22 protein-coding genes are annotated in these 24206 nt (G+C 61.8%); 9 read left to right on the plus strand and 13 right to left on the minus strand.

What is annotated here, in order from left to right; genetic code table 11:
• Positions 1-19: 19 nt before the first annotated feature.
• Complete coding sequence (glnK, locus tag BLR69_RS20575; RefSeq protein ID WP_002555808.1) at positions 20-358, minus strand: P-II family nitrogen regulator; 339 nt, start codon at positions 356-358, stop codon at positions 20-22.
• 422 nt (positions 359-780) lie between these two features.
• On the opposite strand from glnK, the gene BLR69_RS20580 reads away from it, so the two are divergent.
• Complete coding sequence (locus BLR69_RS20580) at positions 781-1041, plus strand: accessory factor UbiK family protein (RefSeq protein WP_071494596.1); 261 nt, start codon at positions 781-783, stop codon at positions 1039-1041.
• A gap of 224 nt (positions 1042-1265) precedes the next feature.
• Positions 1266-2762 carry a YifB family Mg chelatase-like AAA ATPase gene (locus BLR69_RS20585; protein WP_071494597.1) on the plus strand — a complete coding sequence of 499 codons (1497 nt, stop codon included), beginning with the start codon at positions 1266-1268 and terminating at the stop codon, positions 2760-2762.
• Here the strand turns inward: BLR69_RS20585 and BLR69_RS20590 are convergent.
• On the minus strand, positions 2755-3342 hold the full coding sequence (locus BLR69_RS20590; protein ID WP_071494811.1) for a TetR/AcrR family transcriptional regulator: 588 nt from the start codon (positions 3340-3342) through the stop codon (positions 2755-2757). The two genes, BLR69_RS20585 and BLR69_RS20590, sit on opposite strands and share 8 nt — an antisense overlap.
• 111 nt (positions 3343-3453) lie before the next feature.
• On the opposite strand from BLR69_RS20590, the gene BLR69_RS20595 reads away from it, so the two are divergent.
• Positions 3454-4368, plus strand: a complete 915-nt coding sequence (locus BLR69_RS20595; protein ID WP_172832135.1) for an ABC transporter six-transmembrane domain-containing protein — start codon at positions 3454-3456, stop codon at positions 4366-4368.
• A gap of 3 nt (positions 4369-4371) precedes the next feature.
• Here BLR69_RS20595 and BLR69_RS20600 read toward each other — a convergent pair whose 3' ends face one another.
• Both BLR69_RS20600 and BLR69_RS20605 read right to left on the minus strand, forming a co-directional pair.
• Entirely contained in the window at positions 4372-6348 is a 1977-nt protein-coding gene (locus BLR69_RS20600) for a methyl-accepting chemotaxis protein (protein WP_071494598.1), read from the minus strand.
• A gap of 177 nt (positions 6349-6525) precedes the next feature.
• Positions 6526-7446: a LysR substrate-binding domain-containing protein gene (locus BLR69_RS20605; RefSeq protein ID WP_071494599.1), complete on the minus strand. Its 921-nt coding sequence runs from the start codon at positions 7444-7446 to the stop codon at positions 6526-6528.
• 149 nt (positions 7447-7595) lie between these two features.
• Between BLR69_RS20605 and BLR69_RS20610 the strand changes: the two genes are divergently transcribed.
• Positions 7596-8999, plus strand: coding sequence for a NorM family multidrug efflux MATE transporter (locus BLR69_RS20610; protein ID WP_071494600.1), 1404 nt, complete (start codon positions 7596-7598; stop codon positions 8997-8999).
• A 66-nt stretch (positions 9000-9065) separates the two neighbouring features.
• On the opposite strand, the gene BLR69_RS20615 is transcribed toward BLR69_RS20610, so the two are convergent.
• Positions 9066-10730, minus strand: coding sequence for a putative bifunctional diguanylate cyclase/phosphodiesterase (locus tag BLR69_RS20615; protein WP_071494601.1), 1665 nt, complete (start codon positions 10728-10730; stop codon positions 9066-9068).
• A 255-nt stretch (positions 10731-10985) separates the two neighbouring features.
• Between BLR69_RS20615 and rep the strand changes: the two genes are divergently transcribed.
• Together rep and BLR69_RS20625 are read left to right on the plus strand one after the other, a co-directional pair.
• A complete protein-coding gene (gene rep / locus BLR69_RS20620; RefSeq protein WP_058424228.1) occupies positions 10986-12995 on the plus strand; it encodes a DNA helicase Rep in 2010 nt (669 codons plus the stop codon).
• 58 nt (positions 12996-13053) lie between these two features.
• Positions 13054-13626 (plus strand): xanthine phosphoribosyltransferase, encoded by a 573-nt coding sequence (locus BLR69_RS20625; RefSeq protein ID WP_025856334.1) that lies wholly within the window; start codon positions 13054-13056, stop codon positions 13624-13626.
• Between the two features lie 136 nt (positions 13627-13762).
• Here the strand turns inward: BLR69_RS20625 and BLR69_RS20630 are convergent, their stop codons facing one another.
• The 6 genes from BLR69_RS20630 to dadA form a co-directional block, all read right to left on the minus strand.
• Positions 13763-15685: an acetyl-CoA hydrolase/transferase C-terminal domain-containing protein gene (locus BLR69_RS20630; RefSeq protein WP_071494602.1), complete on the minus strand. Its 1923-nt coding sequence runs from the start codon at positions 15683-15685 to the stop codon at positions 13763-13765.
• 137 nt (positions 15686-15822) lie between these two features.
• A complete protein-coding gene (locus BLR69_RS20635; RefSeq protein WP_043293857.1) occupies positions 15823-16233 on the minus strand; it encodes a c-type cytochrome in 411 nt (136 codons plus the stop codon).
• 181 nt (positions 16234-16414) lie between these two features.
• Positions 16415-16963: a cupin domain-containing protein gene (locus BLR69_RS20640; RefSeq protein ID WP_003176893.1), complete on the minus strand. Its 549-nt coding sequence runs from the start codon at positions 16961-16963 to the stop codon at positions 16415-16417.
• 116 nt (positions 16964-17079) lie between these two features.
• On the minus strand, positions 17080-18153 hold the full coding sequence (gene alr, locus BLR69_RS20645) for an alanine racemase (RefSeq protein ID WP_071494603.1): 1074 nt from the start codon (positions 18151-18153) through the stop codon (positions 17080-17082).
• 79 nt (positions 18154-18232) lie between these two features.
• Positions 18233-18586 (minus strand): RidA family protein, encoded by a 354-nt coding sequence (locus BLR69_RS20650; RefSeq protein ID WP_071494604.1) that lies wholly within the window; start codon positions 18584-18586, stop codon positions 18233-18235.
• On the minus strand, positions 18558-19859 hold the full coding sequence (gene dadA / locus BLR69_RS20655) for a D-amino acid dehydrogenase (protein WP_071494605.1): 1302 nt from the start codon (positions 19857-19859) through the stop codon (positions 18558-18560). Before dadA ends, BLR69_RS20650 begins: the two co-directional genes overlap by 29 nt.
• 156 nt (positions 19860-20015) lie before the next feature.
• Here dadA and BLR69_RS20660 point away from each other — a divergent pair, with 156 nt between their 5' ends.
• Positions 20016-20504: an Lrp/AsnC ligand binding domain-containing protein gene (locus BLR69_RS20660; protein WP_003176896.1), complete on the plus strand. Its 489-nt coding sequence runs from the start codon at positions 20016-20018 to the stop codon at positions 20502-20504.
• Between the two features lie 68 nt (positions 20505-20572).
• Here BLR69_RS20660 and BLR69_RS20665 read toward each other — a convergent pair whose 3' ends face one another.
• Complete coding sequence (locus BLR69_RS20665; RefSeq protein ID WP_058424233.1) at positions 20573-20926, minus strand: YkgJ family cysteine cluster protein; 354 nt, start codon at positions 20924-20926, stop codon at positions 20573-20575.
• A gap of 115 nt (positions 20927-21041) precedes the next feature.
• On the opposite strand from BLR69_RS20665, the gene BLR69_RS20670 reads away from it, so the two are divergent.
• Positions 21042-22334 carry an NAD(P)/FAD-dependent oxidoreductase gene (locus tag BLR69_RS20670; protein WP_071494606.1) on the plus strand — a complete coding sequence of 431 codons (1293 nt, stop codon included), beginning with the start codon at positions 21042-21044 and terminating at the stop codon, positions 22332-22334.
• On the opposite strand, the gene BLR69_RS20675 is transcribed toward BLR69_RS20670, so the two are convergent.
• Positions 22335-22559 (minus strand): DUF1127 domain-containing protein, encoded by a 225-nt coding sequence (locus BLR69_RS20675; RefSeq protein WP_071494813.1) that lies wholly within the window; start codon positions 22557-22559, stop codon positions 22335-22337. It abuts the gene before it with no gap.
• Positions 22560-22725: 166 nt separating this feature from the next.
• On the opposite strand from BLR69_RS20675, the gene BLR69_RS20680 reads away from it, so the two are divergent.
• Positions 22726-24150, plus strand: coding sequence for an aminotransferase-like domain-containing protein (locus BLR69_RS20680; protein ID WP_071494607.1), 1425 nt, complete (start codon positions 22726-22728; stop codon positions 24148-24150).
• Positions 24151-24206 lie beyond the last annotated feature (56 nt).

Below are 24206 nucleotides of genomic sequence, written 5' to 3' on the forward strand. Positions count from 1 at the left end.
GGCGTTGGGGTTTGGCGGCTTAGATTGCGTCGGTATCGGTTTCGCCGGTACGGATGCGAATAGCCTGTTCCAGATTGACCACGAAGATCTTGCCGTCACCGATCTTGCCGGTGTTGGCGGCCTTGGTTATCGCCTCGATAACCCGGTCAAGATCCTTGTCGTCAATGGCGACATCAATCTTCACCTTCGGCAGGAAATCGACTACGTATTCCGCGCCGCGATACAGCTCGGTGTGACCCTTCTGCCGACCGAAGCCTTTGACCTCAGTAACGGTAATGCCCTGCACGCCGATCTCGGACAACGACTCGCGTACATCGTCCAATTTGAACGGCTTGATGATGGCAGTGACTAGCTTCATGAAAACTCTCTCCCGAATTGGTGGACTTGCCCCAGGAAAACAAACCCGTCTCAAGTCTAAGCGCAGTGCCTGGCTTTGTAACGCATCGTCGCCTCGGCATTTGCCGTTGCGACGCCAGCGAACCACTGGTGACGAAACCTGTACCCCTGATCCGTCGGCGCACTGCATTCGTCACAGCGACTGCATCAGTGCATGGGTCATGATCGTCTAAGCAGAAACCTTGCCAGCTCCGTAAAAATCACTGAAATCAGTCCTTTGCCTACACATACCCACCCGCGGGGCTTTGTGGCGGGGTTATTGCGCACAAAAATAGTGCGCCGCCGCCCGACCTGCTGCGCGAAAAGCGTGCGCTCGCCATCGTGAAAAAGACTATAGACGCTGCGTGATACACTGCCGGCCAACAGTTTTCCGGAATGTTTCCCATGCTCGCGCCCAAAGACCTCCTCGACGCCCTGAGCGGCCACGCCTCTCGCCTGTTCAGCGGCGATACCCCGCTGCCCCGCAATGAAATCGAAAGCCAGTTCAAGGCGCTGCTACAAAGCGGCTTCAGCAAACTCGACCTGGTAAGCCGCGAAGAGTTTGATAGCCAGATGGTCGTGTTGGCCCGCACGCGTGCGCGGTTGGAGAGCCTGGAGGCCAAAGTAGCGGAGCTGGAAGCGCGGTTGACGCCACCAACCAAATAACCCCTCCCTTGTAGGAGCGAGCTTGCTCGCGAAGAACCCGAAAGCGCCGCGTCAAACCAGATTCGCTGCGTTACCGTTGACGCTCTTCGCGAGCAAGCTCGCTCCTACAGTTGATTTCCAGCGCTCTGGATACGTTCTGTAAAACCTCCCCCGCCGTGCTCTCCCCCACCTCGTCTACCCTTGAAAAACCGCAGGAAGCGGCCCCCATTCTTCAAGGAGCGAGCATGTCCCTCGCCATCGTCCACAGCCGCGCCCAGATCGGCGTCGAAGCCCCTGCCGTCACCGTCGAAGTGCACATGGCCAATGGTTTGCCGTCCCTGACGCTGGTGGGCTTGCCGGAAACAGCCGTCAAGGAAAGCAAGGACCGGGTGCGCAGCGCCATTCTCAACTCCGCCCTGCAATACCCCGCCCGCCGCATCACCCTCAACCTGGCCCCCGCCGACCTGCCCAAGGACGGCGGGCGGTTTGACCTGGCGATAGCGTTGGGCATCCTGGCGGCCAGCATGCAGGTGCCGTCGCTGATGCTCGATGAGGTGGAATGCCTCGGAGAGTTGGCGCTGTCTGGCGAAGTGCGAGCGGTGAAAGGCGTATTGCCGGCCGCATTGGCGGCACGCAAGGCCGGGCGCACCGTGATAGTGCCTCGGGCGAATGCCGAGGAAGCGTGCCTGGCCTCGGGGTTGAAGGTGATCGCGGTGGATCATTTGCTGCAGGTGGTGGCGCACCTGAATGGGCATCAGCCTATAGAGCCCTACAAATCCGACGGCTTGCTGTACCTGAACAAGCCATACCCGGACCTGAGTGAAGTACAGGGCCAGCTCGCCGCCAAGCGCGCCCTGCTGATCGCGGCGGCGGGCGCGCATAACCTGCTGTTCAGCGGCCCACCCGGCACCGGCAAGACCTTGCTCGCCAGTCGCCTGCCGGGGTTGTTGCCACCCTTGAGCGAGCAGGAAGCCCTGGAAGTGGCGGCGATCCAGTCGGTCGTCAGCCTGGCGCCGCTGAGTCACTGGCCACACCGACCGTTTCGCCAGCCGCACCACTCTGCCTCAGCTCCGGCATTGGTGGGCGGCGGGTCGAAACCGCAGCCGGGGGAAATTACCCTGGCCCATCACGGCGTGCTGTTCCTCGATGAGTTGCCTGAGTTCGACCGCAAGGTGCTGGAGGTGCTGCGCGAGCCTCTGGAATCGGGCCACATCGTCATCTCCCGCGCCCGCGATCGCGTCAGCTTCCCGGCCCGCTTCCAACTGGTAGCCGCCATGAACCCCTGCCCTTGCGGGTACATGGGCGAACCCAGCGGGCGTTGTCGCTGCACTCCGGAGCAGGTTCAGCGCTATCGCAACAAGCTCTCCGGCCCCTTGTTGGACCGTATTGACTTGCACCTCACTGTGGCGCGAGAAACCACCGCATTGAATCCAACCCAGCAGGCAGGCGATAACACTGCCGAAGCCTCGGCACGGGTCGCCCAGGCCCGCGACCGCCAACAACAACGCCAGGGCTGTGCGAATGCGTTCCTTGATCTACCGGGGCTGCGCAAGCACTGCAAGCTGGCGAAGACCGATGAAGGCTGGCTGGAAACCGCCTGTGAACGGCTGACGCTATCCCTGCGCGCGGCCCATCGCCTGCTCAAAGTGGCGCGCACCCTGGCCGACCTTGAACACGCCGATAGCATCACCCGGCCGCACTTGGCGGAGGCGCTGCAGTATCGGCCCGCGACCGTCAGTTAGGTGCCTCAGGGAAGTCCAACAGCAGCCGCGCCACTTCCATCACCTCATCCAGCGCCGCTTCGGCCGACTCCGTTGAGGGTTTGAGCATCAGGTCGTCGGCATAGCCCATCGCCACGGCAAAGATCTGGCGGGCAGCGCGTTGTGGCGAGTCACAATGCAGGACGTTGGCAGCCACCCCCCGCTCGATCACCTCGGCGAGCATGCCTTGCCATTGGGCGTTGATCGCCAGGTAAGCCTGGGCCATTTCCGGGTCCTGCATCGCTTCGTCCCAGGCATCCAGCCACAGTGCCCACCCTGCATCAGCGGTGCTTGGCAGGCAGTCACGCAAAAAACCCACAAAGGCGTCCAGGGGCGCTGCTTCTGCCAGGGGCGCGCGTACTTCGTCCAACTGTTCGTTGGCAAACCGCACGAAGGCTTCGCGGCGCAGTTCCTTCCAGTCGCTGAAGTAGTGATAGACATGGCTGCGGGACAGTCCGGCATGTTCGGCCAGGTCGCGGGTGGACACATCGGCAAAACCCTTGCTGCGAAACAGTTCCAGGGCGGCGGCGATGATCTGGTCTTTACGGTCGATACGCGACATGGGCAATTCCTTTCGACGCCGCAGATAAGCGGCGCTTGCTTTTTGAGCGATCGCTCAAGGATACTTGAGCAGTCGCTCAATCATAGCGTCTACCACCCCTTTGGTGCACCCATGACATCCGTCACCCCTCAAATCCTGATTGAAGAAAGCAAGAAAATTGGCCAGCAATCCGCCGGCCAGACCCTCAAGGCGATTGCCAAAGCCTATCCGGGCAAGCTGTCCGCCACGCTGTCGCTGGTCGCACTGGAAAATGCCCTGTTGCTGGCCTACCCGTTGTTTGCCGGGTTTGCGGTGGACGCGATCATCCGTGGCGACGCCGGCAACGCGCTGTTCTACGCCGCCGTGGTCCTGGCATTCTGGGTGGTCGGCGCGGCGCGGCGGGCGCTGGATACGCGGACCTTCACGCGGATTTACGCCGATCTGGCGGTGCCGGTGATCCTCAATCAACGCCTGCAGAACCACAGCACGTCGAAATCGGCGGCACGGGTGGTGCTCGCGCGGGAGTTTGTCGACTTCTTTGAAAAGCATGTACCAATCATCGCCACGGCGCTGGTGTCGATTATCGGCGCGGCGGTGATGTTGATCGTGATCGAGCCCTGGGTAGGCCTGGCGTGCCTGGGCGCACTGGTGCTGTGCATCACGTTGTTGCCACGCTTTGCCCGACGCAACCAGGAGCTGCATGAACGGCTAAACAACCGGCTGGAAAAAGAAATCGGCCTGGTGGAAAAAGTCGGCGCACCAACCCTGCGGCGCCATTACCAGGTCCTTTCACGCCTGCGCATCTGGCTGTCGGATCGCGAGGCGGCTGCGTACCTGTTTCTCGGCACGCTGGCCGCCTTGCTGTTTGTGGTCGCCATCAGCCAGTTGGCGTTGTCACCCGCGGTCAAGGCCGGCCATATCTACGCGGTCATGACTTACCTGTGGACCTTCGTCACCAGCATGGACGAAGCCCCCGGCATGGTCGACCAACTGGCGCGCCTGAAGGACATCGGCAAGCGCGTTGACCCAGGCCTGGGCGACCGCTAGGCCTCAACGAAACCGGTCCACCTCATGCCGCAAGCCCGCCGCCAGGGTTTCGAGTTCCTTGGCGGTAATCGCCAGGTTCGACACCACTTCCCGCTGCTCGCTATTGGCCAGCGCGATGCTCTGCAGGTTGCTGCTGAGCAAGGTCGCGGTGCTGCTCTGTTCCTGGGTGGCGGTGGTGATCGCGGCAAACTGCTGACCGGCCGAGCGGCTTTGCTCGTCGATACGCGCCAGGGCCGACGCCACGTCAGCGTTACGCGACAGGCCTTCCTGCATCAACACATTGCCGCGCTCCATGGTGCTGATGGCGTTGCCGGTTTCCTGCTGGATGCTCTGGATCATTCCGGAGATTTCGTCAGTGGCCTTGCGGGTACGCGACGCCAGGTTGCGTACCTCATCGGCGACCACGGCAAACCCACGGCCTTGTTCACCGGCGCGGGCGGCCTCGATGGCGGCGTTGAGCGCCAGCAGGTTGGTCTGTTCGGCAATCGAGGTGATCACGCCGACGATTCCACCGATCTCTTGGGAGCGTTGGCCCAGGGTGTTGATCACCGTGGCCGTGCTGTTGAGCGCAGTGGCGATGTGTTCCAGGGATGACGACGCCTCTTGCATCGAGTTGCGCCCGATGCGGGTCTGTTGGGCGTTTTCCTGGGCCAGGCGTTCGGTGCTACCCATGTTTTCGGCGATGTTCAGCGAGGTGGCGCTGAATTCTTCCACCGCGCCGGCCATGCTGGTGATCTCGCCGGACTGCTGCTCCATGCCTTCATAGGCGCCACCGGACAAACCGGACAGCGCCTGGGCACGGCTGTTGACCTCTTCGGCCGCCTTGCGGATATGCGAGACCATGGTCGACAGCGCTTCACCCATCTGGTTGAAACTGCGCGCCAGTTGGCCGATTTCATCATGACTGGACACGTTCAAGCGTGCGCTCAAGTCGCCCGCGCCCAAGGCTTCGGCCTGGCGCACCAGGTCGCCCAACGGCGCCAGCTTGCTGCGCAGCAACCACACCGTTGCACCGACCGCCAGCAGCATGGCCAGCACGCTACCTATGACCAGGCGGATACCGACGTCCCACGTCACCGAGCGGATTTCGGCCTTGGGCATGCTCGCGACCACGGCCCACGGCCCGCCTTCGAAAGGCACCGACACGCTGTAGAAATCTTCGCTTTTATCTGCCCAGAAGCGCCCTGTGCCCGGCGTCTTGGCCAGGTCCAGCATCACAGGTACGGCTTGATCCAGCGCCTGCACGCCCGCCGGCGGTACCAGCCAGCGCTTCTGCTCATCCAGCAAGGCGAGGGAGCCGGTCTGGCCGATGCGGAACCGCTTGAGGTTGTCGAACTGGGCATTCTGCGCATCGGTGTAGTCGAACCCGATGAACAACACCGCGATCACCTGGCCACTGCTGTCGCGCACCGGGCTGTACTGGGTCATGTAGGAGCGGTCGAACAGCACCGCACGGCCGATATAGGTCTGCCCGCTGAGCACCCGCTGGTAGGCCGGGCCCTGGCGATCCAGCACCGTACCGATGGCGCGGTTGCCGTCCTGCTTGGTCAACGAGGTGCTGATACGGATAAAGTCCTCGCCGCTGCGCACGAATACCGTGGCCACGCCACCGGACATCTGCTTGAACTCATCCACTTCATTGAAGTTGTTGTTCAACACCTGATTGCCCAGGTACAGGCTTGGGGTCTGCACACCGGCCACGGTCACAGGCTGGTCCGCATGCACACTCAAACCGGCGCCGAAACGTTTTTCAAACAGCCCGCTCAAACGCTGGGTACTTTCGCGCAAGGTGCTGTGGAAGGTGTTGAGTTGGTCGGCGAGCAAACGCGCCTCGCTGGCCAGGTGCTCCTCGCGGGTGGCAAGGTTGGCGGAGTCGAGCGAACGCAAGGCAAACACGGTGCTGCCGCTGATGACGACAGCCAGAATCACGGCTAATGCCAGGCCTAACTGGGAGGCTATCCGGGCGCGAGGTTGAGACATGACGGCTCCTGGCCGAGGCCAGGATCATCCTGATCTCATAGCGTTGCTCGGCAAATTATCTGGTGGGAAACGTTGGTGCACGATGGTTCCAACACACCTACTTCGGCGGGCCGAGGCAATACTTGAGCGATTCACAGGGGTATCACGCAAACGATTGCACAAACGCTCTGCCGCCCCTCACTCGAGGCGTTCGACCGGGGGCAATTCCATGGCCTTGACCTCCGCCTGCAAAAACTCCGCCAGGCGCCGCAAACGCTCGCCGCCGGGGCGGGTTTTAGGCCATACCAGGTAGTAGTTTTCGCCACTGGCCACCGCCGTTGGCCACGGCAGGCTCAGGCGCCCCTGGGCCACGTCTTCGGCCACCATCAGCAAGTCACCCATGGACACACCGTAACCCCGCGCAGCGGCGATCATGCCCAGTTCAAGGGTATCGAACACCTGCCCACCCTTGAGCGACACCTGAGATGACAATCCCATACGCTCCAACCAATTGCGCCAATCGCGACGGTCGGGCGTGGGGTGCAGCAATTCAGCGGTGGCCAGACGTGCGACATCCCAGGGCCCGTCCTCCAGCAGGTTCGGCGCACCTACCGGGATCAGCAGCTCCGGAAACAGGTAGCTGGCCTCCCAGTCCGCCGGGAAGTGCCCGTAGCTCAGCAAGACCGCGCAGTCGAAGGGCTCCTGGTTGAAATCCACCTCGTCCACGCTCATCCACGCGCTGGTCAGTTGCACTTCGTTGCCTGGCTGCAACGCCCGGAAGCGGCTGAGACGCGCCAGCAGCCAGCGCATGGTCAGGGTCGACGGCGCCTTCATGCGCAGGATGTCGTCTTCGGCGTTCAGGGTGTGGCAGGCCCGCTCCAATGCGGCGAAACCTTCGCGCACGCCCGGCAAGAGCAGGCGTGCCGCCTCGGTGAGCTGCAAGGTGCGGCCACTGCGCTGGAACAGGCGACAGGCAAAATGCTCTTCCAGCGTGCGGATATGCCGGCTCACCGCACTTTGCGTGATGGAGAGCTCCTCCGCTGCCCGGGTGAAGGAATTGTGCCGCGAGGCGGCCTCGAATGCGCGCAAGGCATACAGCGGAGCAAGGCGTCGAGACATCGGTAAATTCCTACAGAGCGATCCACCAACACTATCAGATCAATACACATGAGTTTAAGTCATGCACACCATCGCTTTAATCCTTTTGTGTAATGAACCGAGAGCGCCGAGAATCAAGCCTTCCACAACCCTCTGACTTTACGAGCGTGATGATCATGCAACATCCGGCACGTACCGAACTCTGGGCCATTCTGCGGCTGTCAGGGCCGTTGATTGCCTCACAGTTGGCACACATGCTGATGGTGCTGACCGACACCCTGATGATGGCGCGCCTGAGCCCCGAAGCCTTGGCCGGTGGCGGCCTGGGCGCGGCGACCTACTCGTTCGTGGCGATTTTCTGCATCGGCGTGATTGCCGCCGTGGGCACGCTGGTGGCCATCCGTCACGGCGCGGGCGATATCGAAGGCGCCACCCGCCTGACCCAGGCCGGGCTGTGGCTGGCGTGGCTGATGGCCCTGGCGGCCGGTTTGCTGCTGTGGAACCTCAAGCCAGTGCTACTGATGTTTGGCCAGACCGAGACCAACGTGCACTCGGCCGGGCAATTCCTGACGATCTTGCCGTTCGCCCTGCCCGGCTACCTGAGTTTCATGGCTCTGCGCGGGTTCACCAGCGCAATCGGCAAGGCGACGCCGGTGATGGTGATCAGCCTTGGCGGCACGGTACTCAACTACCTGCTCAACCACGCGCTGATCGAAGGGATGTTCGGCCTGCCCAAGCTCGGTCTGATGGGCATTGGCCTGGTCACAGCTATCGTTGCCAACGGCATGGCGCTGACGCTGATGTGGTACATCCGCAGCAACCGCACCTATGCGGCCTACCCACTGAGTACCGGCCTGCTGCGCCTCAACACCCAGTACCTGCGCGAGTTATGGCGCCTGGGCCTGCCGATCGGCGGTACCTATGCAGTAGAAGTCGGGTTGTTTGCGTTTGCGGCGCTGTGCATGGGCACCATGGGCAGCACGCAGTTGGCGGCGCACCAGATCGCATTGCAGATCGTCTCGGTGGCGTTCATGGTGCCTGCGGGAATGTCCTACGCGGTGACCATGCGCATCGGCCAGCACTACGGCGCCGGGCAGTTGCTGCAGGCGCGCCTGGCCGGTCGTGTCGGCATCGGCTTTGGCGCGACGATCATGCTGGGATTTGCTGCCGTGCTGTGGCTCTATTCCGACCCGCTGATCGGACTGCTCATCGACCACAACGACCCGGCGTTCCACGACGTAATCGTCCTGGCCGTCAGCCTGCTGGCCGTCGCCGCCTGGTTCGAACTGTTCGACGGCGTGCAGACCATCGCCATGGGCTGCATTCGTGGACTCAAGGACGCCAAGACCACCTTCCTGATCGGCGCGGGCTGCTACTGGCTGATTGGCGCACCGTCGGCCTGGCTGATGGCCTTCACCCTGGGCTGGGGACCGACCGGCGTGTGGTGGGGCCTGGCGCTGGGCCTGGCGTGCGCGGCGGTGAGCCTGACCTGGGCGTTTGAGGCAAAGATGAAGCGGATGATTCGGCAGGAGCCGCCGCGGCAGGAACTGTGGGAGGGGGCTTGCCCCCGATAGCAATGGGTCAGTAACAGATGAGCTGGCAGACACTCCGTCATCGGGGGCAAGCCCCCTCCCACACTTCTAACCGAGCAAAGCTTGCTGGCTTTTGCCGAAGGTCAGGTACTCCACCAACTCCGGCAACGGCAGCGGCTTGCTGATCAGGTAACCCTGGGCCTGGTCACAGCCAAACAAACGCAACAGCGCCAGTTGCTCAGGCGTCTCCACCCCTTCGGCCACCACCTCCAGGTTGAGGTTGTGCGCCAGGTTGATCATGGCATGCACCAGCTTGCGGTTTTCTTCGCGCTCCTCCATGCCACCGACAAAGCTCTTGTCGATCTTCAACAAGGCAATCGGCAGGCTGTTGAGGTGCACGAACGATGAGAAACCCGTACCGAAGTCATCCAGGGAAAACCGCACACCCAGGCGGCCGAGGGCGTCCATGGTCTGCTTGACCAGGTCACTGCGGCGCATCACGGCGGTTTCGGTCAGTTCGAACTCCAGCCATTGCGCCTCCACGCCCCGCTCGGCAATCAGCCGGCTGAGTGTGGAGAGCAACTGGCTGTCCTGGAACTGGCGGAACGACAGGTTGACCGCCATGTGCAACGCCGGCAGGCCGCGTTCGCGTAGGTCCTGCATGTCGCGCAGGGCCCGGGAGATCACCCAGTAGCCCAGCGGCACGATCAGGCCGCTTTGCTCGGCCAACGGCACGAATTCACTTGGTGGCAACAGGCCGCGCTCGCCATGACGCCAGCGCACCAGGGCCTCCAGGCCGACGATATGGCCGTCGTCCAGGTCCAGGCGTGGCTGGTAATGCAGCTCCAGTTCGTCACGGCGCAAGGCGCGGCGCAGCTCGCTTTCCAGGTCGGCCAGGCTGCGCGCGTTGCGGTTGATACGTTCGTTGAAGATATGAAAGGTGCAGCCTTGGGTGCTCTTGGCCTGCTGCATGGCGATATGAGCGTGCCACATCAAAGGGTCGGCACCGGCGCGAGCGCGGGCATGGGCCACGCCCAGGCTGCAGCCGATCAGCAGGCTTTCGCCATCCACCCAATAGGGTTCGGCCATGACTTCGGTGATGCGCTCGGCCATCCACTCGGCGCGCTGGGGTGCCCGGCGGGTATCGATCAGCAGGGCGAATTCGTCGCTGCCCAGGCGCGCCAGTTGGTCGCCGACCTCGAGCTGGCTCTTGAGCCGCGACACCACTTGCAGGATCAACCGGTCGCCGGCCTGGTGGCCGAGGGCATCGTTGGCGTGGCGGAAGTTGTCGAGGTCCAGGTGGCCGAGGGCCAGGCCACGGCCTTCGTTCTCGGCCAGGCGCGCGGTCAACAGGGTCTGGAAGCCCTGGCGGTTGGCGATGCCGGTGAGCGGGTCCTGCTCAGCCAGGCGCTGCAGGGTATTTTCCAGCACGCCACGCTCGCGGACGTGGCGCAGGCAGCGGCGCACTGTATCGGCATCCAATACATCACGCACCAGCCAATCGCTGACGCCAAGCGGTGAAACCAGCGGTTCCTGCTCCAGCAACAACACGCACGGCAGGCTGCAACGGCCAGGCCCGGGTTGCAGGCCGGGCGTGGTCAATAGCACAGCGCTGTGGTCGTCATCGAACAGACGGCTCACGGATTCCCAGTTTGGTGCGCTGATCAGCACAGCCCCATCGCCCATCGGCGCCAGGCACTCGCGCAATAACGCTGCCCACGCGGGCTCATCGGCCAGCAGCAGCAAACGCAAGGGTTCGACAGGCGTAGACAAGCTAGCTCCCTAGACTCTGCAAAAAATCGTGGCGGCGGGCATTATGACGTGCGGCCGGATAATCACCAATGATAGGGGTTATCAAACACGCGAACTGTAAACATTAGTCGCAAACAACCCCGACATCCTGCGGCAAAGTATCAAAACCGGCAAATTTAGATCGAGCGGTACGTCACACTGTCGTTCTGACAGAGCAGAATCCTGCCAGCCTGTTAAAATGCCCGCCCTTTTGAACAACGACTCCCTGAATTCTGTATGTCCCGACTCAATCCCCGGCAGCAAGAAGCCGTGAACTACGTCGGCGGCCCTCTATTGGTGCTCGCCGGCGCAGGCTCCGGCAAGACCAGCGTGATCACCCGCAAGATCGCGCACCTGATCCAGCAGTGCGGCATCCGCGCCCAGTACATCGTCGCTATGACCTTTACCAACAAGGCCGCGCGGGAAATGAAAGAGCGCGTCGGCACCCTGCTCAAGGGTGGCGAAGGCCGTGGCCTCACCGTGTGTACCTTCCACAACCTGGGCCTGAACATCATCCGCAAGGAGCATGTGCGGCTGGGCTACAAGCCGGGCTTCTCGATCTTCGACGAGACCGACGTGAAGTCGCTGATGACCGACATCATGCAAAAGGAGTACGCAGGCGACGACGGCGTGGATGAGATCAAGAACATGATCGGCGCCTGGAAAAACGACCTGATCCTGCCGCCCCAGGCCCTGGAAAACGCACGCAACCCCAAGGAACAGACTGCCGCCATCGTCTACACCCACTACCAGCGCACGCTCAAGGCGTTCAACGCAGTGGACTTCGATGACCTGATCCTGCTACCGGTAAAGCTGTTCGAGGAACACGCCGACATCCTCGAAAAATGGCAGAACAAAGTGCGCTACCTGCTGGTGGACGAATACCAGGACACCAACGCCAGCCAATACCTGCTGGTGAAAATGCTGATCGGCAAGCGCAACCAGTTCACCGTGGTCGGCGACGATGACCAGTCGATCTACGCCTGGCGCGGCGCGCGCCCGGAAAACCTGATGCTGCTCAAGGACGATTACCCGTCCTTGAAAGTGGTGATGCTGGAGCAGAACTACCGCTCCACCAGCCGCATCCTGCGCTGCGCCAACGTGCTGATCTCGAACAACCCCCACGAGTTTGAAAAACAACTGTGGAGCGAGATGGGCCACGGCGATGAAATCCGCGTGATCCGCTGCCGCAACGAAGACGCCGAAGCCGAGCGCGTGGCCGTCGAGATCCTCAGCCTGCACCTGCGCACCGACCGGCCCTATAGCGATTTCGCGATCCTCTATCGCGGCAACTACCAGGCCAAGCTGATCGAGCTGAAATTGCAGCACCACCAGGTGCCGTATCGCCTGTCGGGCGGCAACAGCTTTTTCGGACGCCAGGAAGTGAAGGACCTGATGGCCTACTTCCGGCTGATCGTGAACCCGGACGACGACAACGCCTTCCTGCGCGTAATCAACGTGCCGCGCCGCGAAATCGGCTCGACCACCCTGGAAAAACTCGGCAACTACGCCACCGAACGCAAGATCTCGATGTACGCCGCCACCGATGAAATCGGCCTGGGCGAACACCTGGACTCGCGCTTCACCGATCGCCTGTCGCGCTTCAAGCGCTTCATGGACAAGGTGCGCGAGCAGTGCGCCGGCGAAGACCCGATCAGCGCGCTGCGCAGCATGGTCATGGACATCGACTACGAAAACTGGCTGCGCACCAACAGCTCCAGCGACAAGGCTGCGGATTACCGCATGAGCAACGTCTGGTTCCTGATCGAAGCGCTGAAAAACACCCTGGAAAAAGACGAAGACGGCGAGATGACCGTCGAAGACGCCATCGGCAAGCTGGTGCTGCGCGACATGCTCGAGCGCCAGCAGGAAGAGGAAGACGGCGCCGAAGGTGTACAGATGATGACCTTGCATGCGTCCAAGGGCCTGGAATTCCCCTACGTGTTCATCATGGGCATGGAAGAGGAAATCCTCCCGCATCGCTCCAGCATCGAAGCCGACACCATCGAAGAAGAACGCCGCCTGGCCTACGTGGGCATTACCCGCGCGCGTCAGACCCTGGCCTTCACCTTTGCCGCCAAGCGCAAACAGTACGGCGAAATCATCGATTGTGCCCCCAGCCGGTTCCTGGATGAACTGCCGCCGGATGACCTGGCCTGGGAAGGTAATGACGACACCCCGACCGAGGTGAAGGCCGTTCGCGGCAACACCGCCTTGGCGGACATACGCGCGATGTTAAAGCGCTAGAATCGACTACTTTTCAATCTACTTTCGGCGCACACCGCGTCATTAGAGGAAGCTTTCCGTGGAAGCACTGCACAAGAAAATTCGCGAAGAAGGCATCGTGCTTTCCGATCAGGTACTCAAGGTCGACGCCTTTCTGAACCACCAGATCGACCCGGCGCTGATGAAGCTGATCGGCGACGAATTCGCCGCACTGTTCAAGGACTCGGGCATCACCAAGATCGTCACCATCGAAGCCTCGGGCATCGCGCCGGCGATCATGACCGGCCTGAACCTGGGTGTACCGGTGATCTTCGCGCGCAAGCAACAGTCCCTGACCCTCACGGAAAACCTGCTGTCGGCAACGGTGTATTCCTTCACCAAGAAAGTCGAAAGCACCGTGGCAATCTCCCCTCGCCACCTGACCAGCAGCGACCGCGTGCTGGTGATCGATGACTTTTTGGCCAATGGCAAGGCGTCTCAGGCGCTGATCTCGATCATCAAGCAGGCCGGCGCGACCGTCGCCGGTTTGGGGATCGTGATCGAGAAGTCGTTCCAGGGTGGCCGTGCGGAATTGGATGCGCAGGGTTATAGGGTTGAGTCGCTGGCGCGGGTCAAGTCGCTGGAAGGTGGCGTCGTCACGTTCATCGAATAACCCCTGCGACTGAGCGGGCACGGTAAAAATGTGGGAGGGGGCTTGCCCCCGATAGCGGTGTATCAGTATCAGAGGAACTGACTGACACACTGCAATCGGGGGCAAGCCCCCTCCCACATTGACCCTGTGTTGCCTGTCAGTGCGCGGTGGCCTGTAGGCCGGCGAGTAGGAGCCGCTGGTACAGATCCTCTTTCAGCCCCTCCGGCTTACCTAACCGCATCCGCTCCAGATGCTTGGGAAACGCCTCCGGCTCTGGCGCATCCAACGCCGCCTTGCCCAACTCCAGAATCTCCGTCAGCTTGAATTTGCTCTTGAGCCAGTTCAGCGCCCGCAACAAATCCCGCTCTTCATCGGTGAAATCGCTGCCCAGCGGATACTCCGGAAACAACCGACGATGGCGTGCCTGAATCCCTTGCAACCGCTCCGGCGTGTTATCGGCGAAGCGCGGATCCAGCTGGAAATCCTTGGGCAGCTTGCCGGCCTTTTGCGCCTCCTTGATCAAATCGTCCTGGAAGCGTGAGTCGGTGATATTGAGCAACGCCTCGATCACCTTGGCATCCGTCTGCCCGCGCAGGTCGGCAATGCCATATTCGGTGATGACAATATCCCGCAGATGCCGGGGAATGGTGCAGTGGCCGTAGTCCCAGACGATATTGGAACTGACCTCCCCCGCCGACTCGCGCCAACTGCGCAGAATCAGGATCGACCGCGCGCCTTCCAGCGCATGGCCCTGGGCCACAAAGTTGTACTGACCGCCCACACCGCTGAGTACACGTCCATCTTCCAGCTGGTCGGCTACACCCGCGCCGAGCAGCGTCACCATGATCGCGCTGTTGATAAACCGTGCATCCAACCGCTGCAGGCGCTTGAGTTCTTCCTGGCCGTACAGCTCGTTGATGTAGCTGATGCGGGTCATGTTGAATTCGACGCGCTTGGCGTGAGTCATTTCCTGCAGGCGCTGGTAGAAACTGCGCGGGCCAAGAAAAAAGCCGCCGTGGATCGAAATGCCGTCGGGCTGCGCCGCATCGTCGAGCGTGCCGGCATTGGCCTGCTGTTGCGTCGCCACATCCGGGTAGACCTTGCGACGGATAATCCCCGCGTCCGCCAGTACCAGCAGGCCGTTGACGAACATTTCGCTGCACCCGTAAAGCCCCCGGGCGAAGGGATCGACGCCGCCTTCATGACTGATCAGCGGCGCCCACTGGTACACGTCCAGGTCGGTCAGCAGCGAGCGATAGGACTCGTTGTCGGCCTGGCGCGCCAGCAGCGCGGCGGTCAGCGCGTCGCCCATGGAGCCGATGCCGATCTGCAAGGTGCCGCCATCGCGCACCAGGGTGCTGGCATGCAGGCCGATAAAATGGTCCTGGAAGCCCACCGGCATGTTCGGCGTGGAGAACAGCGTGGTGCTGTCTTTTTCATCGATCAGGTAATCGAAGGTATCCATACCCAGCTCAGAGTCGCCGGGCATGTAGGGCAAATCGCTGTGGACCTGGCCGACGATCAGCACGGTTTCACCGGCATCACGGCGCTTGGCGATCATCGGCAACAGGTCGAGGGTGATATCCGGGTTGCAGCTCAGGCTCAGGCGATCCGGATGTTCGCTGCTGCTGGCGACCAGTTGCGCCACCAGGTTCAAGCCGGCGGCGTTTATGTCGCGAGCGGCATGGCTGTAGTTGCTGCTGACGTAATCCTGCTGCGCCGACTCGCTGTGCAGCAGGCTGCCGGGCTGCATGAAGAACTGCTGGACGTGAATATTGTTCGGAAGGTTGTCGTTGTGCAGGTCGGCAAGGAAGTCCAGCTCGGGATAATCACCGAACACCCGCTCGATAAAGGGTTCGAGAAAGCGTTTCTGCAACCCATCGCCCATCGTCGGGCGGCCCAGGCTCAACGCGGTATAGATGGTCAGCGCCCGCTCCGGCAACTTGGCGATGCGCCGGTACAAGGCATTGGCGAACCGGTTCGGCTTGCCCAGCCCGAGGGGCATGCCCATGTGGATATGCGCCGGCAACCGCGCCAGTACGTCGTCAACTGCTTGCTCGATTGAACACAACTGCACCATCCGACCCTCCTGAACATTCCATGATTAGGGGTTGGACCGAGCTTGCCGGGTCTTTGCTGCAATGAACAGCGCTGAAACACCAATCCCAGGCACAAAAAAGCCGCTCGTAAGCGGCATTTTTGACGAAGATCGGCGGATCAGAGGCCGGACATCTTCTTGATTGCACCCTTGAGGTCATCATCCGAGCAATCGGCGCAGGTGCCTTTTGGCGGCATGGCGTTGATACCGGTGATCGCCTTGGCCAGGATGCCGTCGAGGCCGCCCTGGTGATCGGCGCGTTCTTTCCAGGCGGCGGTATCGCCGATTTTCGGCGCGCCCAACAGGCCGGTACCGTGACAAGCGTTGCAGTGCTTGGCGATGATGTCATCCGGCGTCTTCGCAGCGCCACCACCTGCGGCGACCGCCACTTCCATGCCCTTGCATTCCTGGCCCTGGACGCAGACCTGGCCGACAGGCTCCAGGCGCTTGGCAATATCATCATTGGTCGCAGCTTGAGCGCTGACAGCCCATAGGGCCAGTACGGTTGCTGGTGCAGCCAGCATTTTCATAATTAGGTTCACGCGTTCACCCTCAATGGTGGCTATTCACGCCTGCGGCCACGGTTTCGCAGGCGGCGAAAGTATAACGGTTAGCCCGCCTGGCCGAAACAACCCTATTAAATAAAGGGAGATTCGACCCCACGGAATACAGCTCGGGTGCCTCTGCAACGCTGGCAGGACGCCTCTTTTCTTAAAAGTTCGCGGGTGTGGCTGCGCTGATTAGTCGCGCCGGCACGTCGAACGGATTGCGAAAACGATGGGGCTTGGTGCTTTCAAAGTAGTAGCTATCGCCCGCTTCGAGCACAAAAGTTTCAAGACCGACCACCAACTCCAGGCGACCTTCCACCAGAATCCCGGTTTCTTCGCCTTCGTGGGTGAGCATTTCTTCGCCTGTGTCGGCGCCCGGCGGGTAGATTTCGTTGAGAAACGCAATCGCCCGGCTGGGGTGCGCCCGTCCTACCAGTTTCATGGTGACGGCGCCGTCGGAGATGTCGATCAGCTCATTGGCTTTATAGACGATCTGCGTCGGTATTTCCTGGAGGATCTCCTCGGAAAAGAACTCGACCATCGACATGGGGATGCCGCCCAGCACCTTGCGCAAGGAGCTGATCGAGGGGCTGACGCTGTTTTTTTCGATCATCGAAATGGTGCTGTTGGTGACACCCGCGCGCTTGGCGAGCTCGCGCTGGGAAAGACCCTTCAGTTTACGGATGGATTGCAGTCGTTCGCCGACGTCCAATGCAGGAGCCTCCTAGGATTCAGGCTTTGTTGTAATTGAGCGTTATCATGGCGACAGCGTTCAGTATTTACAACACTTGGGCCTAAATACCGGACGGTTGCGTTCGTACCCGGCGGTCAAGCGCCGGAATAGAGCCTTGGCACGCGGCGCAGGTTGCAGAACAGCTGATACGGAATGGTCTCGGCGGCAACCGCGACGTCACTGGCGAGGATATTTTTACCCCATAGCTCCACGGTGGAACCAAGGCCGGCCTGCGGCACGTCCGTGAGGTCGATGCACAGCATGTCCATGGACACACGGCCCAGCAATTGGCTGCGCTGCCCGGCCACCAGTACCGGCGTGCCCGTCGGCGCGTGGCGCGGGTAGCCATCGGCATAGCCCATGGCAACCACACCGATACGCATCGGTTTGGGCGTGATGAACTTGGCGCCGTACCCCACTGGCTCACCGGCCGGCAGTTCACGGACGCAGATCACCTTGGACTCCAGGGTCATTACCGGCTGCAAGCGCGCGGCCACGGCCTGGTCTTCACCGAACGGCGTCGCACCGTAGAGCATGATGCCGGGTCGCACCCAATCGCTGGACACCGTCGGCCAGCCCATCACCGACGGCGAATTGCGCAGGCTGACCTCGGCCGCCAAGCCCTGGCGCGCCGCGTCAAACACGGCCACCTGTTCATCGCTGCGCACGCAGTCGAGTTCATCGGCGCGGGCGAAGTGGCTCATCAAGACGATCTTGGCTACTTTGCCGCTGGCCAGCAGGCGCTGGTAAGCCTCGTGATAATCCTTGGGGTGCAGGCCGACACGGTGCATACCGGAATCGAGCTTGAGCCAGACAGTCAGTGGCTTGCTCAATGGGGCCTGCTCGATGGCCTCCAGTTGCCACAGCGAATGCACCACGCACCAGAAATCATGCTCGATGATCAGCGGCAGCTCATCGGCCTCGAAAAAACCTTCCAGCAGCAGGACCGGCGCACGAATCCCAGCGGCGCGCAGTTCCAACGCCTCCTCAATGCACGCCACGGCAAACCCGTCTGCCTCGGCTTCCAATGCCTGGGCGACACGCACGGCACCATGCCCGTAGGCATCGGCCTTGATCACGGCAAGGGCCTTGGCCCCCGTGACTTCACGGGCCAATTGGTAGTTGTGGCGCAGGGCTTGGAGGTCGATCAGGGCACGGGCAGGACGCATGGCGGCAGGCTTCTAGGCGGCAAAGTGAAGAAAAACCGGCACCGACAGACAGCATCGGCGCCGGGAGAGGGATCGGTGATCAAGGCAGCGCGGCCACAACGGACAGCTCCACCAGGATTTGCGGTTCGCACAGCTTGGCTTCAACCGTGGCACGGGCCGGGGCGACGCCCTTGGGCAGCCACTTGTCCCAGACCGCGTTCATGCCGGCGAAATCCGCGTCGATGTCTTTCAGATAGATCGTCACCGACAGCAGCTTGCTCTTGTCGGTACCGGCCAGGTCGAGCAAACGCTCGATATTGGCCAGGGTTTCACGGGTCTGCTGTTCAATTCCGGCGTTCATGTCGTCACCGACTTGCCCGGCCAGATACACGGTACCGCTGTGGACAACGATCTGGCTCATGCGCTCATTGGTGAGCTGGCGCTGGATTGACATGTTGTGCGGACTCCTGGTGGTTGCCATAACGAGAAATATCGAGACCCTCGGCGCTGATCTGCGGGGTTTTCTTGGCCATCAGGTCGGCCAGCAAACGACCGGAGCCGCAGGCCATGGTCCAACCGAGGGTGCCGTGGCCGGTGTTCAGGAACAGGTTCTTGAACGGGGTGGCACCGACAATCGGCGTGCCGTCGGGTGTGGTCGGGCGCAGGCCGGTCCAGAAACTGGCTTCGGTCAAATCGCCGCCCTGAGGATAAAGGTCGTTGACGATCATCTCCAGGGTTTCACGCCGACGCGGGTTCAGCGACAGGTCAAAACCGGCTATTTCAGCCATGCCACCGACGCGGATGCGGTTGTCGAAACGGGTGATCGCGACCTTGTAGGTCTCGTCGAGAATCGTCGAAGTCGGCGCCATCGCCGGGTTGGTGATCGGCACGGTCAGCGAGTAGCCCTTGAGCGGGTACACCGGCGCCTTGATCCCCAGCGGCTTGAGCAACTGCGGCGAGTAGCTGCCGAGGGCCAGCACGTAGCGGTCGGCGGTTTCCAGCTTGCCGTCGATCCACACGCCGTTGATGCGATCACCGGCGTAGTCGAGGCGCTGGATGTCCTGTTCGAAGCGGAACTCCACGCCCAATTGCTTGCACATCTCGGCCAGGCGGGTGGTGAACATCTGGCAGTCGCCGGTCTGGTCGTTAGGCAAGCGGAGGGCGCCGGCGAGGATATCCGTGACGCTGGCCAGGGCCGGTTCGACGCGGGCGATACCGGCGCGGTCGAGCAGCTCGAACGGTACGCCGGACTCTTTCAGCACGGCAATATCCTTGGCCGCACCATCGAGCTGCGCCTGGGTGCGGAACAGCTGGGTAGTCCCCAGGCTGCGGCCTTCGTAGGCAATGCCGGTCTCGGCACGCAGTTCGTCGAGGCAGTCACGGCTGTACTCGGACAGGCGCACCATGCGCTCCTTGTTCACCGCGTAACGGCTGGCGGTGCAGTTGCGCAGCATCTGCGCCATCCACAGGTATTGGTCGATATCGGCGGTAGCCTTGATCGCCAGCGGCGCGTGGCGTTGCAGCAGCCACTTGATGGCTTTGAGTGGCACGCCCGGCGCGGCCCATGGCGAGGCATAGCCTGGCGACACCTGGCCGGCGTTGGCGAAACTGGTTTCCATGGCAGCGGCAGGCTGACGGTCGACCACGACCACTTCAAAGCCGGCCCGCGCCAAATAGTAGGCACTGGTCACACCAATGACGCCGCTACCCAAGACCAGAACGCGCATTTTTATATCCTCATCGCGGGCATGGCCGCTGACGTGTGTTGTTCGAGCAATGATGAGCGCAGTGTAAAAAACAATTGCCAGTGCATTTCACTATATAACTGCCTATATTTGGCGACAATTCTCGGCAAAAACCCTTTTCACAGAGGCGTATCCCCTATGCGTACCAACACCCAGACCAAGCGGGAGCTGGACAAGATCGATCGCAACATCCTGCGCATCCTGCAAACCGACGGGCGTATTTCGTTCACGGAGTTGGGGGAAAAGGTCGGGCTGTCGACCACGCCCTGTACCGAGCGCGTGCGCCGGCTGGAGCGTGAAGGGATCATCATGGGCTACAACGCGCGGCTCAATCCCCAGCATTTGAAGGGGAGTTTGCTGGTATTTGTCGAGATCAGCCTGGATTACAAGTCCGGCGACACCTTCGAGGAATTCCGCCGCGCCGTACTGAAACTGCCCCATGTGCTGGAGTGCCACCTGGTTTCTGGCGACTTCGATTACCTGGTGAAAGCGCGGATTTCCGAGATGGCGTCGTACCGCAAATTGCTTGGCGACATCCTGCTCAAGCTGCCCCATGTGCGGGAGTCGAAGAGCTATATCGTGATGGAAGAGGTGAAAGAGAGCCTGAACCTGCCGATCCCGGACTGACCTGACACACTCGGGTCAACATGTGGGAGGGGGCTTGCCCCCTCCCACATTTGGACTGTGTAAAACCGCTAAACCAGCACCTGCCGGGTGCTCGCCATGTAGTCGTGAATCTGCTTTTCCACCCGTGGGTGAATCAGCTCCACCGGGCGCCGTCCATTCGGGCACGGCAGGGTCTTGGTGGTGCCGAACAACCTGCAGATCAACGGGCGCTCGTCGTACACCGTGCAGCCGTTGGGGCCCAAGTGCACGCAGTTCAGCTCCTCCATGGCCGCGTCCTGCTCAGCCGCAGTCTTACGCGGCAGCCGCGACATTTCCTCGGGCGAGGTGGTTACCGGCCCACAGCAGTCGTGGCAACCGGGGACGCACTCGAACGAAGGAATCTGCCTGCGCAGGGCGCTGATTTTCTGACTGTTGCAACTCATCGAAACACGTACCGAACGGCGAATAGGCGTGGATTCTGCCGCAAAACGCCCCGCGCAGACAGCTTCGTCCGACCGCTGTATCCTGCGTCAAATTTTCCAAACAGGGATGTTCCCCATGACTGCCAGCGCCCGGCACACCGCTTCCTACTACGCCGCCAGCAGCGTGCCGCAACCTGAGTACCCGGTGTTGACCGGCGAAATGACGGCGGATGTGTGCGTGGTCGGCGGCGGTTTTTCCGGGCTGAACACCGCGCTGGAGTTGGCCGAACGTGGATTCAGCGTGGTGTTGCTGGAAGCGCGCAAGATCGCCTGGGGCGCCAGCGGGCGTAACGGCGGCCAACTGATCCGCGGCGTCGGCCATGGCCTGGACCAGTTCGCCAACGTGATCGGCACCGAGGGCGTACGCCAGATGAAGCTGATGGGGCTGGAGGCGGTGGAGATTGTGCGTGAGCGCGTCGAGCGCTACCAGATCCCCTGCGACCTGACCTGGGGCTACTGCGACCTCGCCAACAAACCCCGCGACCTGCACGGTCTGGCCGAAGATGCCGAGGAACTGCACAGCCTCGGCTATCGTCACGACATACGCCTGCTGCAAGCCAACGAAATGCCCAGCGTGATTGGCTCCGACCGCTATGTGGGCGGCATGATCGACATGGGCTCCGGCCACCTGCATCCGCTGAACCTGGCCCTCGGTGAAGCCGCCGCCGCGCAGCATTTGGGCGTGAAGCTGTTCGAACAATCCGAAGTCACGCGCATCGACTACGGCCCAGAAGTCAACGTACACACCGCCCAAGGCAACGTGCGCGCCAAGACTCTGGTGCTGGCCTGCAATGCCTACCTCAATGGCCTCAACCCGCACCTCAGCGGCAAGGTGCTGCCCGCCGGCAGCTACATCATCGCCACCGAGCCGTTGAGCGCAGCCCAGGCCGCCAACCTGTTGCCGCAGAACATGGCGGTGTGCGACCAGCGTGTCACGGTGGATTACTTCCGGCTGTCCGCCGACCGCCGCCTGCTGTTCGGCGGTGCCTGTCATTATTCCGGTCGCGACCCGAAGGACATCGGCGCCTATATGCGCCCGAAGATGCTGCAGGTGTTCCCACAACTGGCCGATGTGAACATCGACTTCCAATGGGGCGGCATGATCGGCATCGGCGCCAACCGTCTGCCGCAGATTGGCCGCCTGGCCGACCAGCCCAACGTGTATTACGCCCAGGCCTACGCCGGCCATGGCCTCAACGCCACGCACCTGGCGGGCAAGTTGCTGGCCGAAGCCATCAGCGGCCAGCAACAGGGCCGCTTCGACCTGTTCGCTCAGGTGCCGCACATCACTTTCCCCGGCGGCAAGCACCTGCGCTCGCCGCTGTTGGCACTGGGTATGCTCTGGCACCGCCTCAAAGAGCTGGTCTGATCAATCGCGCCAGAACGGTTTCAGTCCTTCGTGGCGCGCCTGCTCAGCGGTCAGCCCGACGTCGCGCAACTGCTCGCGGGTCAGGTGCAGCAGCGCCCTGCGCGTTTGGCTACGGTGCCAGAACAACCCCCAGCGACTGATATCGCGCGGCGCCGTCGCCCGCTCCTGCCCAGCCTCCAGTTCCTGACTGTGTAACGCCAGCCGCACATCGCTCATGCCGTTCATTTTGCCGCCCCTCAGTTGCTTGTTGCCTTGAGTGACCAGCATGAGCGCGCCGGCAAAACCATTACAGATTCAACCAATCTTTATTAAATCCATACAGATACTGCCTATATAGCGCTGAATCCTGTATTTTCTGCCTATCTGTAATGGTCCCTCTGGAGCGACCGCCATGACCCTGTACATGAACCTCGCCGAATTGCTGGGCACCCGCATCGAACAAGGCTTCTATCGCCCCGGTGATCGACTGCCTTCTGTACGGGCCTTGAGCGTGGAACACGGGGTCAGCCTGAGCACCGTGCAGCAGGCCTATCGCTTGCTCGAAGACAACGGCCTGGCGACGCCCAAGCCGAAATCCGGCTACTTCGTTCCGGTGGGCCGCGAGTTGCCGGCCCTGCCCGAAGTCGGTCGTCCGGCTCAGCGCCCAGTGGACATTTCCCAATGGGACCAGGTACTGGAGTTGATACGCGCAACGCCGCGCAAGGATGTCATACAGATGGGTCGCGGCATGCCTGATGTATTGTCGCCCACCTTGAAGCCCCTGCTGCGCAGCCTGGCCCGGGTGAGTCGCCGCCAGGACCTGCCGGGCCTGTATTACGACAACATTCTCGGCTGTATGGAGCTGCGCGAGCAAATTGCGCGTCTGTCCCTGGATTCCGGCTGCCAACTGACGGCCGAGGACATCGTGATCACCACCGGCTGCCATGAGGCGCTGTCCGCCAGCATCCATGCCATCTGTGAGCCCGGCGATATCGTTGCGGTGGACTCGCCGAGCTTTCACGGCGCCATGCAGACCCTCAAGGGCCTGGGCATGAAAGCCCTGGAAATCCCTACCGACCCGATCACCGGCATCAGCCTCGAAGCGCTGGAGCTGGCGCTGGAACAGTGGCCGATCAAAGTCATCCAGCTGACCCCCAACTGCAACAACCCCCTGGGCTACATCATGCCGGAGGCGCGCAAGCGGGCGTTGCTCACCTTGGCACAGCGCTTCGACGTGGCGATTATCGAAGACGATGTGTACGGCGAACTGGCCTTCAGCTACCCGCGCCCGCGCACCATCAAGTCTTTCGACGAAGACGGCCGTGTGCTGCTGTGCAGCTCGTTTTCGAAAACCCTGGCACCCGGTTTGCGCATTGGTTGGGTGGCACCGGGCCGATACCTGGAACGGGTGCTGCACATGAAATACATCAGCACCGGCTCCACAGCGACTCAACCGCAGATTGCCATAGCCGAGTTTCTCAAAGGCGGGCATTTCGAACCGCATTTGCGGCGGATGCGCACCCAATACCAGCGTAATCGCGACTTGATGCTCGATTGGGTCAGCCGCTACTTCCCGCCAGGCACCCGCGCCAGCCGGCCGCAAGGCAGCTTCATGCTGTGGATCGAACTGCCGGAAGGTTTCGATACGTTGAAACTCAACCGCGTCCTCGTGGAACAAGGCGTGCAAGTAGCGGTAGGAAGTATCTTTTCCGCTTCCGGCAAGTACCGGAACTGCCTGCGTATGAACTACTCTGCCAAGCCAACCGCGCAGATTGAAGAAGCCGTGCGCAAGGTCGGGGCCGCCGCGATCAAGATGCTGGCGGAGACGGCCGACTGACCTTTACCGGAAATTTGCCGTCATATGCCGACAACCGCCCTGATCTGGAAGCCGCT

It is taken from the genome of Pseudomonas azotoformans (assembly GCF_900103345.1).
Taxonomy (GTDB): Bacteria; Pseudomonadota; Gammaproteobacteria; order Pseudomonadales; family Pseudomonadaceae; genus Aquipseudomonas; species Aquipseudomonas azotoformans.

What these genes read in the sequence shown, in the direction of transcription:
- glnK (WP_002555808.1), bottom strand. Translation starts at nt 358, where the DNA reads ATGAAGCTAGTCACTGCCATCATCAAGCCGTTCAAATTGGACGATGTA.
- BLR69_RS20580 (WP_071494596.1), top strand. Translation starts at nt 781, where the DNA reads ATGCTCGCGCCCAAAGACCTCCTCGACGCCCTGAGCGGCCACGCCTCT.
- BLR69_RS20585 (WP_071494597.1), top strand. Translation starts at nt 1,266, where the DNA reads ATGTCCCTCGCCATCGTCCACAGCCGCGCCCAGATCGGCGTCGAAGCC.
- BLR69_RS20590 (WP_071494811.1), bottom strand. Translation starts at nt 3,342, where the DNA reads ATGTCGCGTATCGACCGTAAAGACCAGATCATCGCCGCCGCCCTGGAA.
- BLR69_RS20595 (WP_172832135.1), top strand. Translation starts at nt 3,454, where the DNA reads ATGACATCCGTCACCCCTCAAATCCTGATTGAAGAAAGCAAGAAAATT.
- BLR69_RS20600 (WP_071494598.1), bottom strand. Translation starts at nt 6,348, where the DNA reads ATGTCTCAACCTCGCGCCCGGATAGCCTCCCAGTTAGGCCTGGCATTA.
- BLR69_RS20605 (WP_071494599.1), bottom strand. Translation starts at nt 7,446, where the DNA reads ATGTCTCGACGCCTTGCTCCGCTGTATGCCTTGCGCGCATTCGAGGCC.
- BLR69_RS20610 (WP_071494600.1), top strand. Translation starts at nt 7,596, where the DNA reads ATGATCATGCAACATCCGGCACGTACCGAACTCTGGGCCATTCTGCGG.
- rep (WP_058424228.1), top strand. Translation starts at nt 10,986, where the DNA reads ATGTCCCGACTCAATCCCCGGCAGCAAGAAGCCGTGAACTACGTCGGC.
- BLR69_RS20630 (WP_071494602.1), bottom strand. Translation starts at nt 15,685, where the DNA reads ATGGTGCAGTTGTGTTCAATCGAGCAAGCAGTTGACGACGTACTGGCG.
- BLR69_RS20635 (WP_043293857.1), bottom strand. Translation starts at nt 16,233, where the DNA reads ATGAAAATGCTGGCTGCACCAGCAACCGTACTGGCCCTATGGGCTGTC.
- alr (WP_071494603.1), bottom strand. Translation starts at nt 18,153, where the DNA reads ATGCGTCCTGCCCGTGCCCTGATCGACCTCCAAGCCCTGCGCCACAAC.
- BLR69_RS20650 (WP_071494604.1), bottom strand. Translation starts at nt 18,586, where the DNA reads ATGTCAATCCAGCGCCAGCTCACCAATGAGCGCATGAGCCAGATCGTT.
- dadA (WP_071494605.1), bottom strand. Translation starts at nt 19,859, where the DNA reads ATGCGCGTTCTGGTCTTGGGTAGCGGCGTCATTGGTGTGACCAGTGCC.
- BLR69_RS20660 (WP_003176896.1), top strand. Translation starts at nt 20,016, where the DNA reads ATGCGTACCAACACCCAGACCAAGCGGGAGCTGGACAAGATCGATCGC.
- BLR69_RS20665 (WP_058424233.1), bottom strand. Translation starts at nt 20,926, where the DNA reads ATGAGTTGCAACAGTCAGAAAATCAGCGCCCTGCGCAGGCAGATTCCT.
- BLR69_RS20670 (WP_071494606.1), top strand. Translation starts at nt 21,042, where the DNA reads ATGACTGCCAGCGCCCGGCACACCGCTTCCTACTACGCCGCCAGCAGC.
- BLR69_RS20675 (WP_071494813.1), bottom strand. Translation starts at nt 22,559, where the DNA reads ATGAACGGCATGAGCGATGTGCGGCTGGCGTTACACAGTCAGGAACTG.
- BLR69_RS20680 (WP_071494607.1), top strand. Translation starts at nt 22,726, where the DNA reads ATGACCCTGTACATGAACCTCGCCGAATTGCTGGGCACCCGCATCGAA.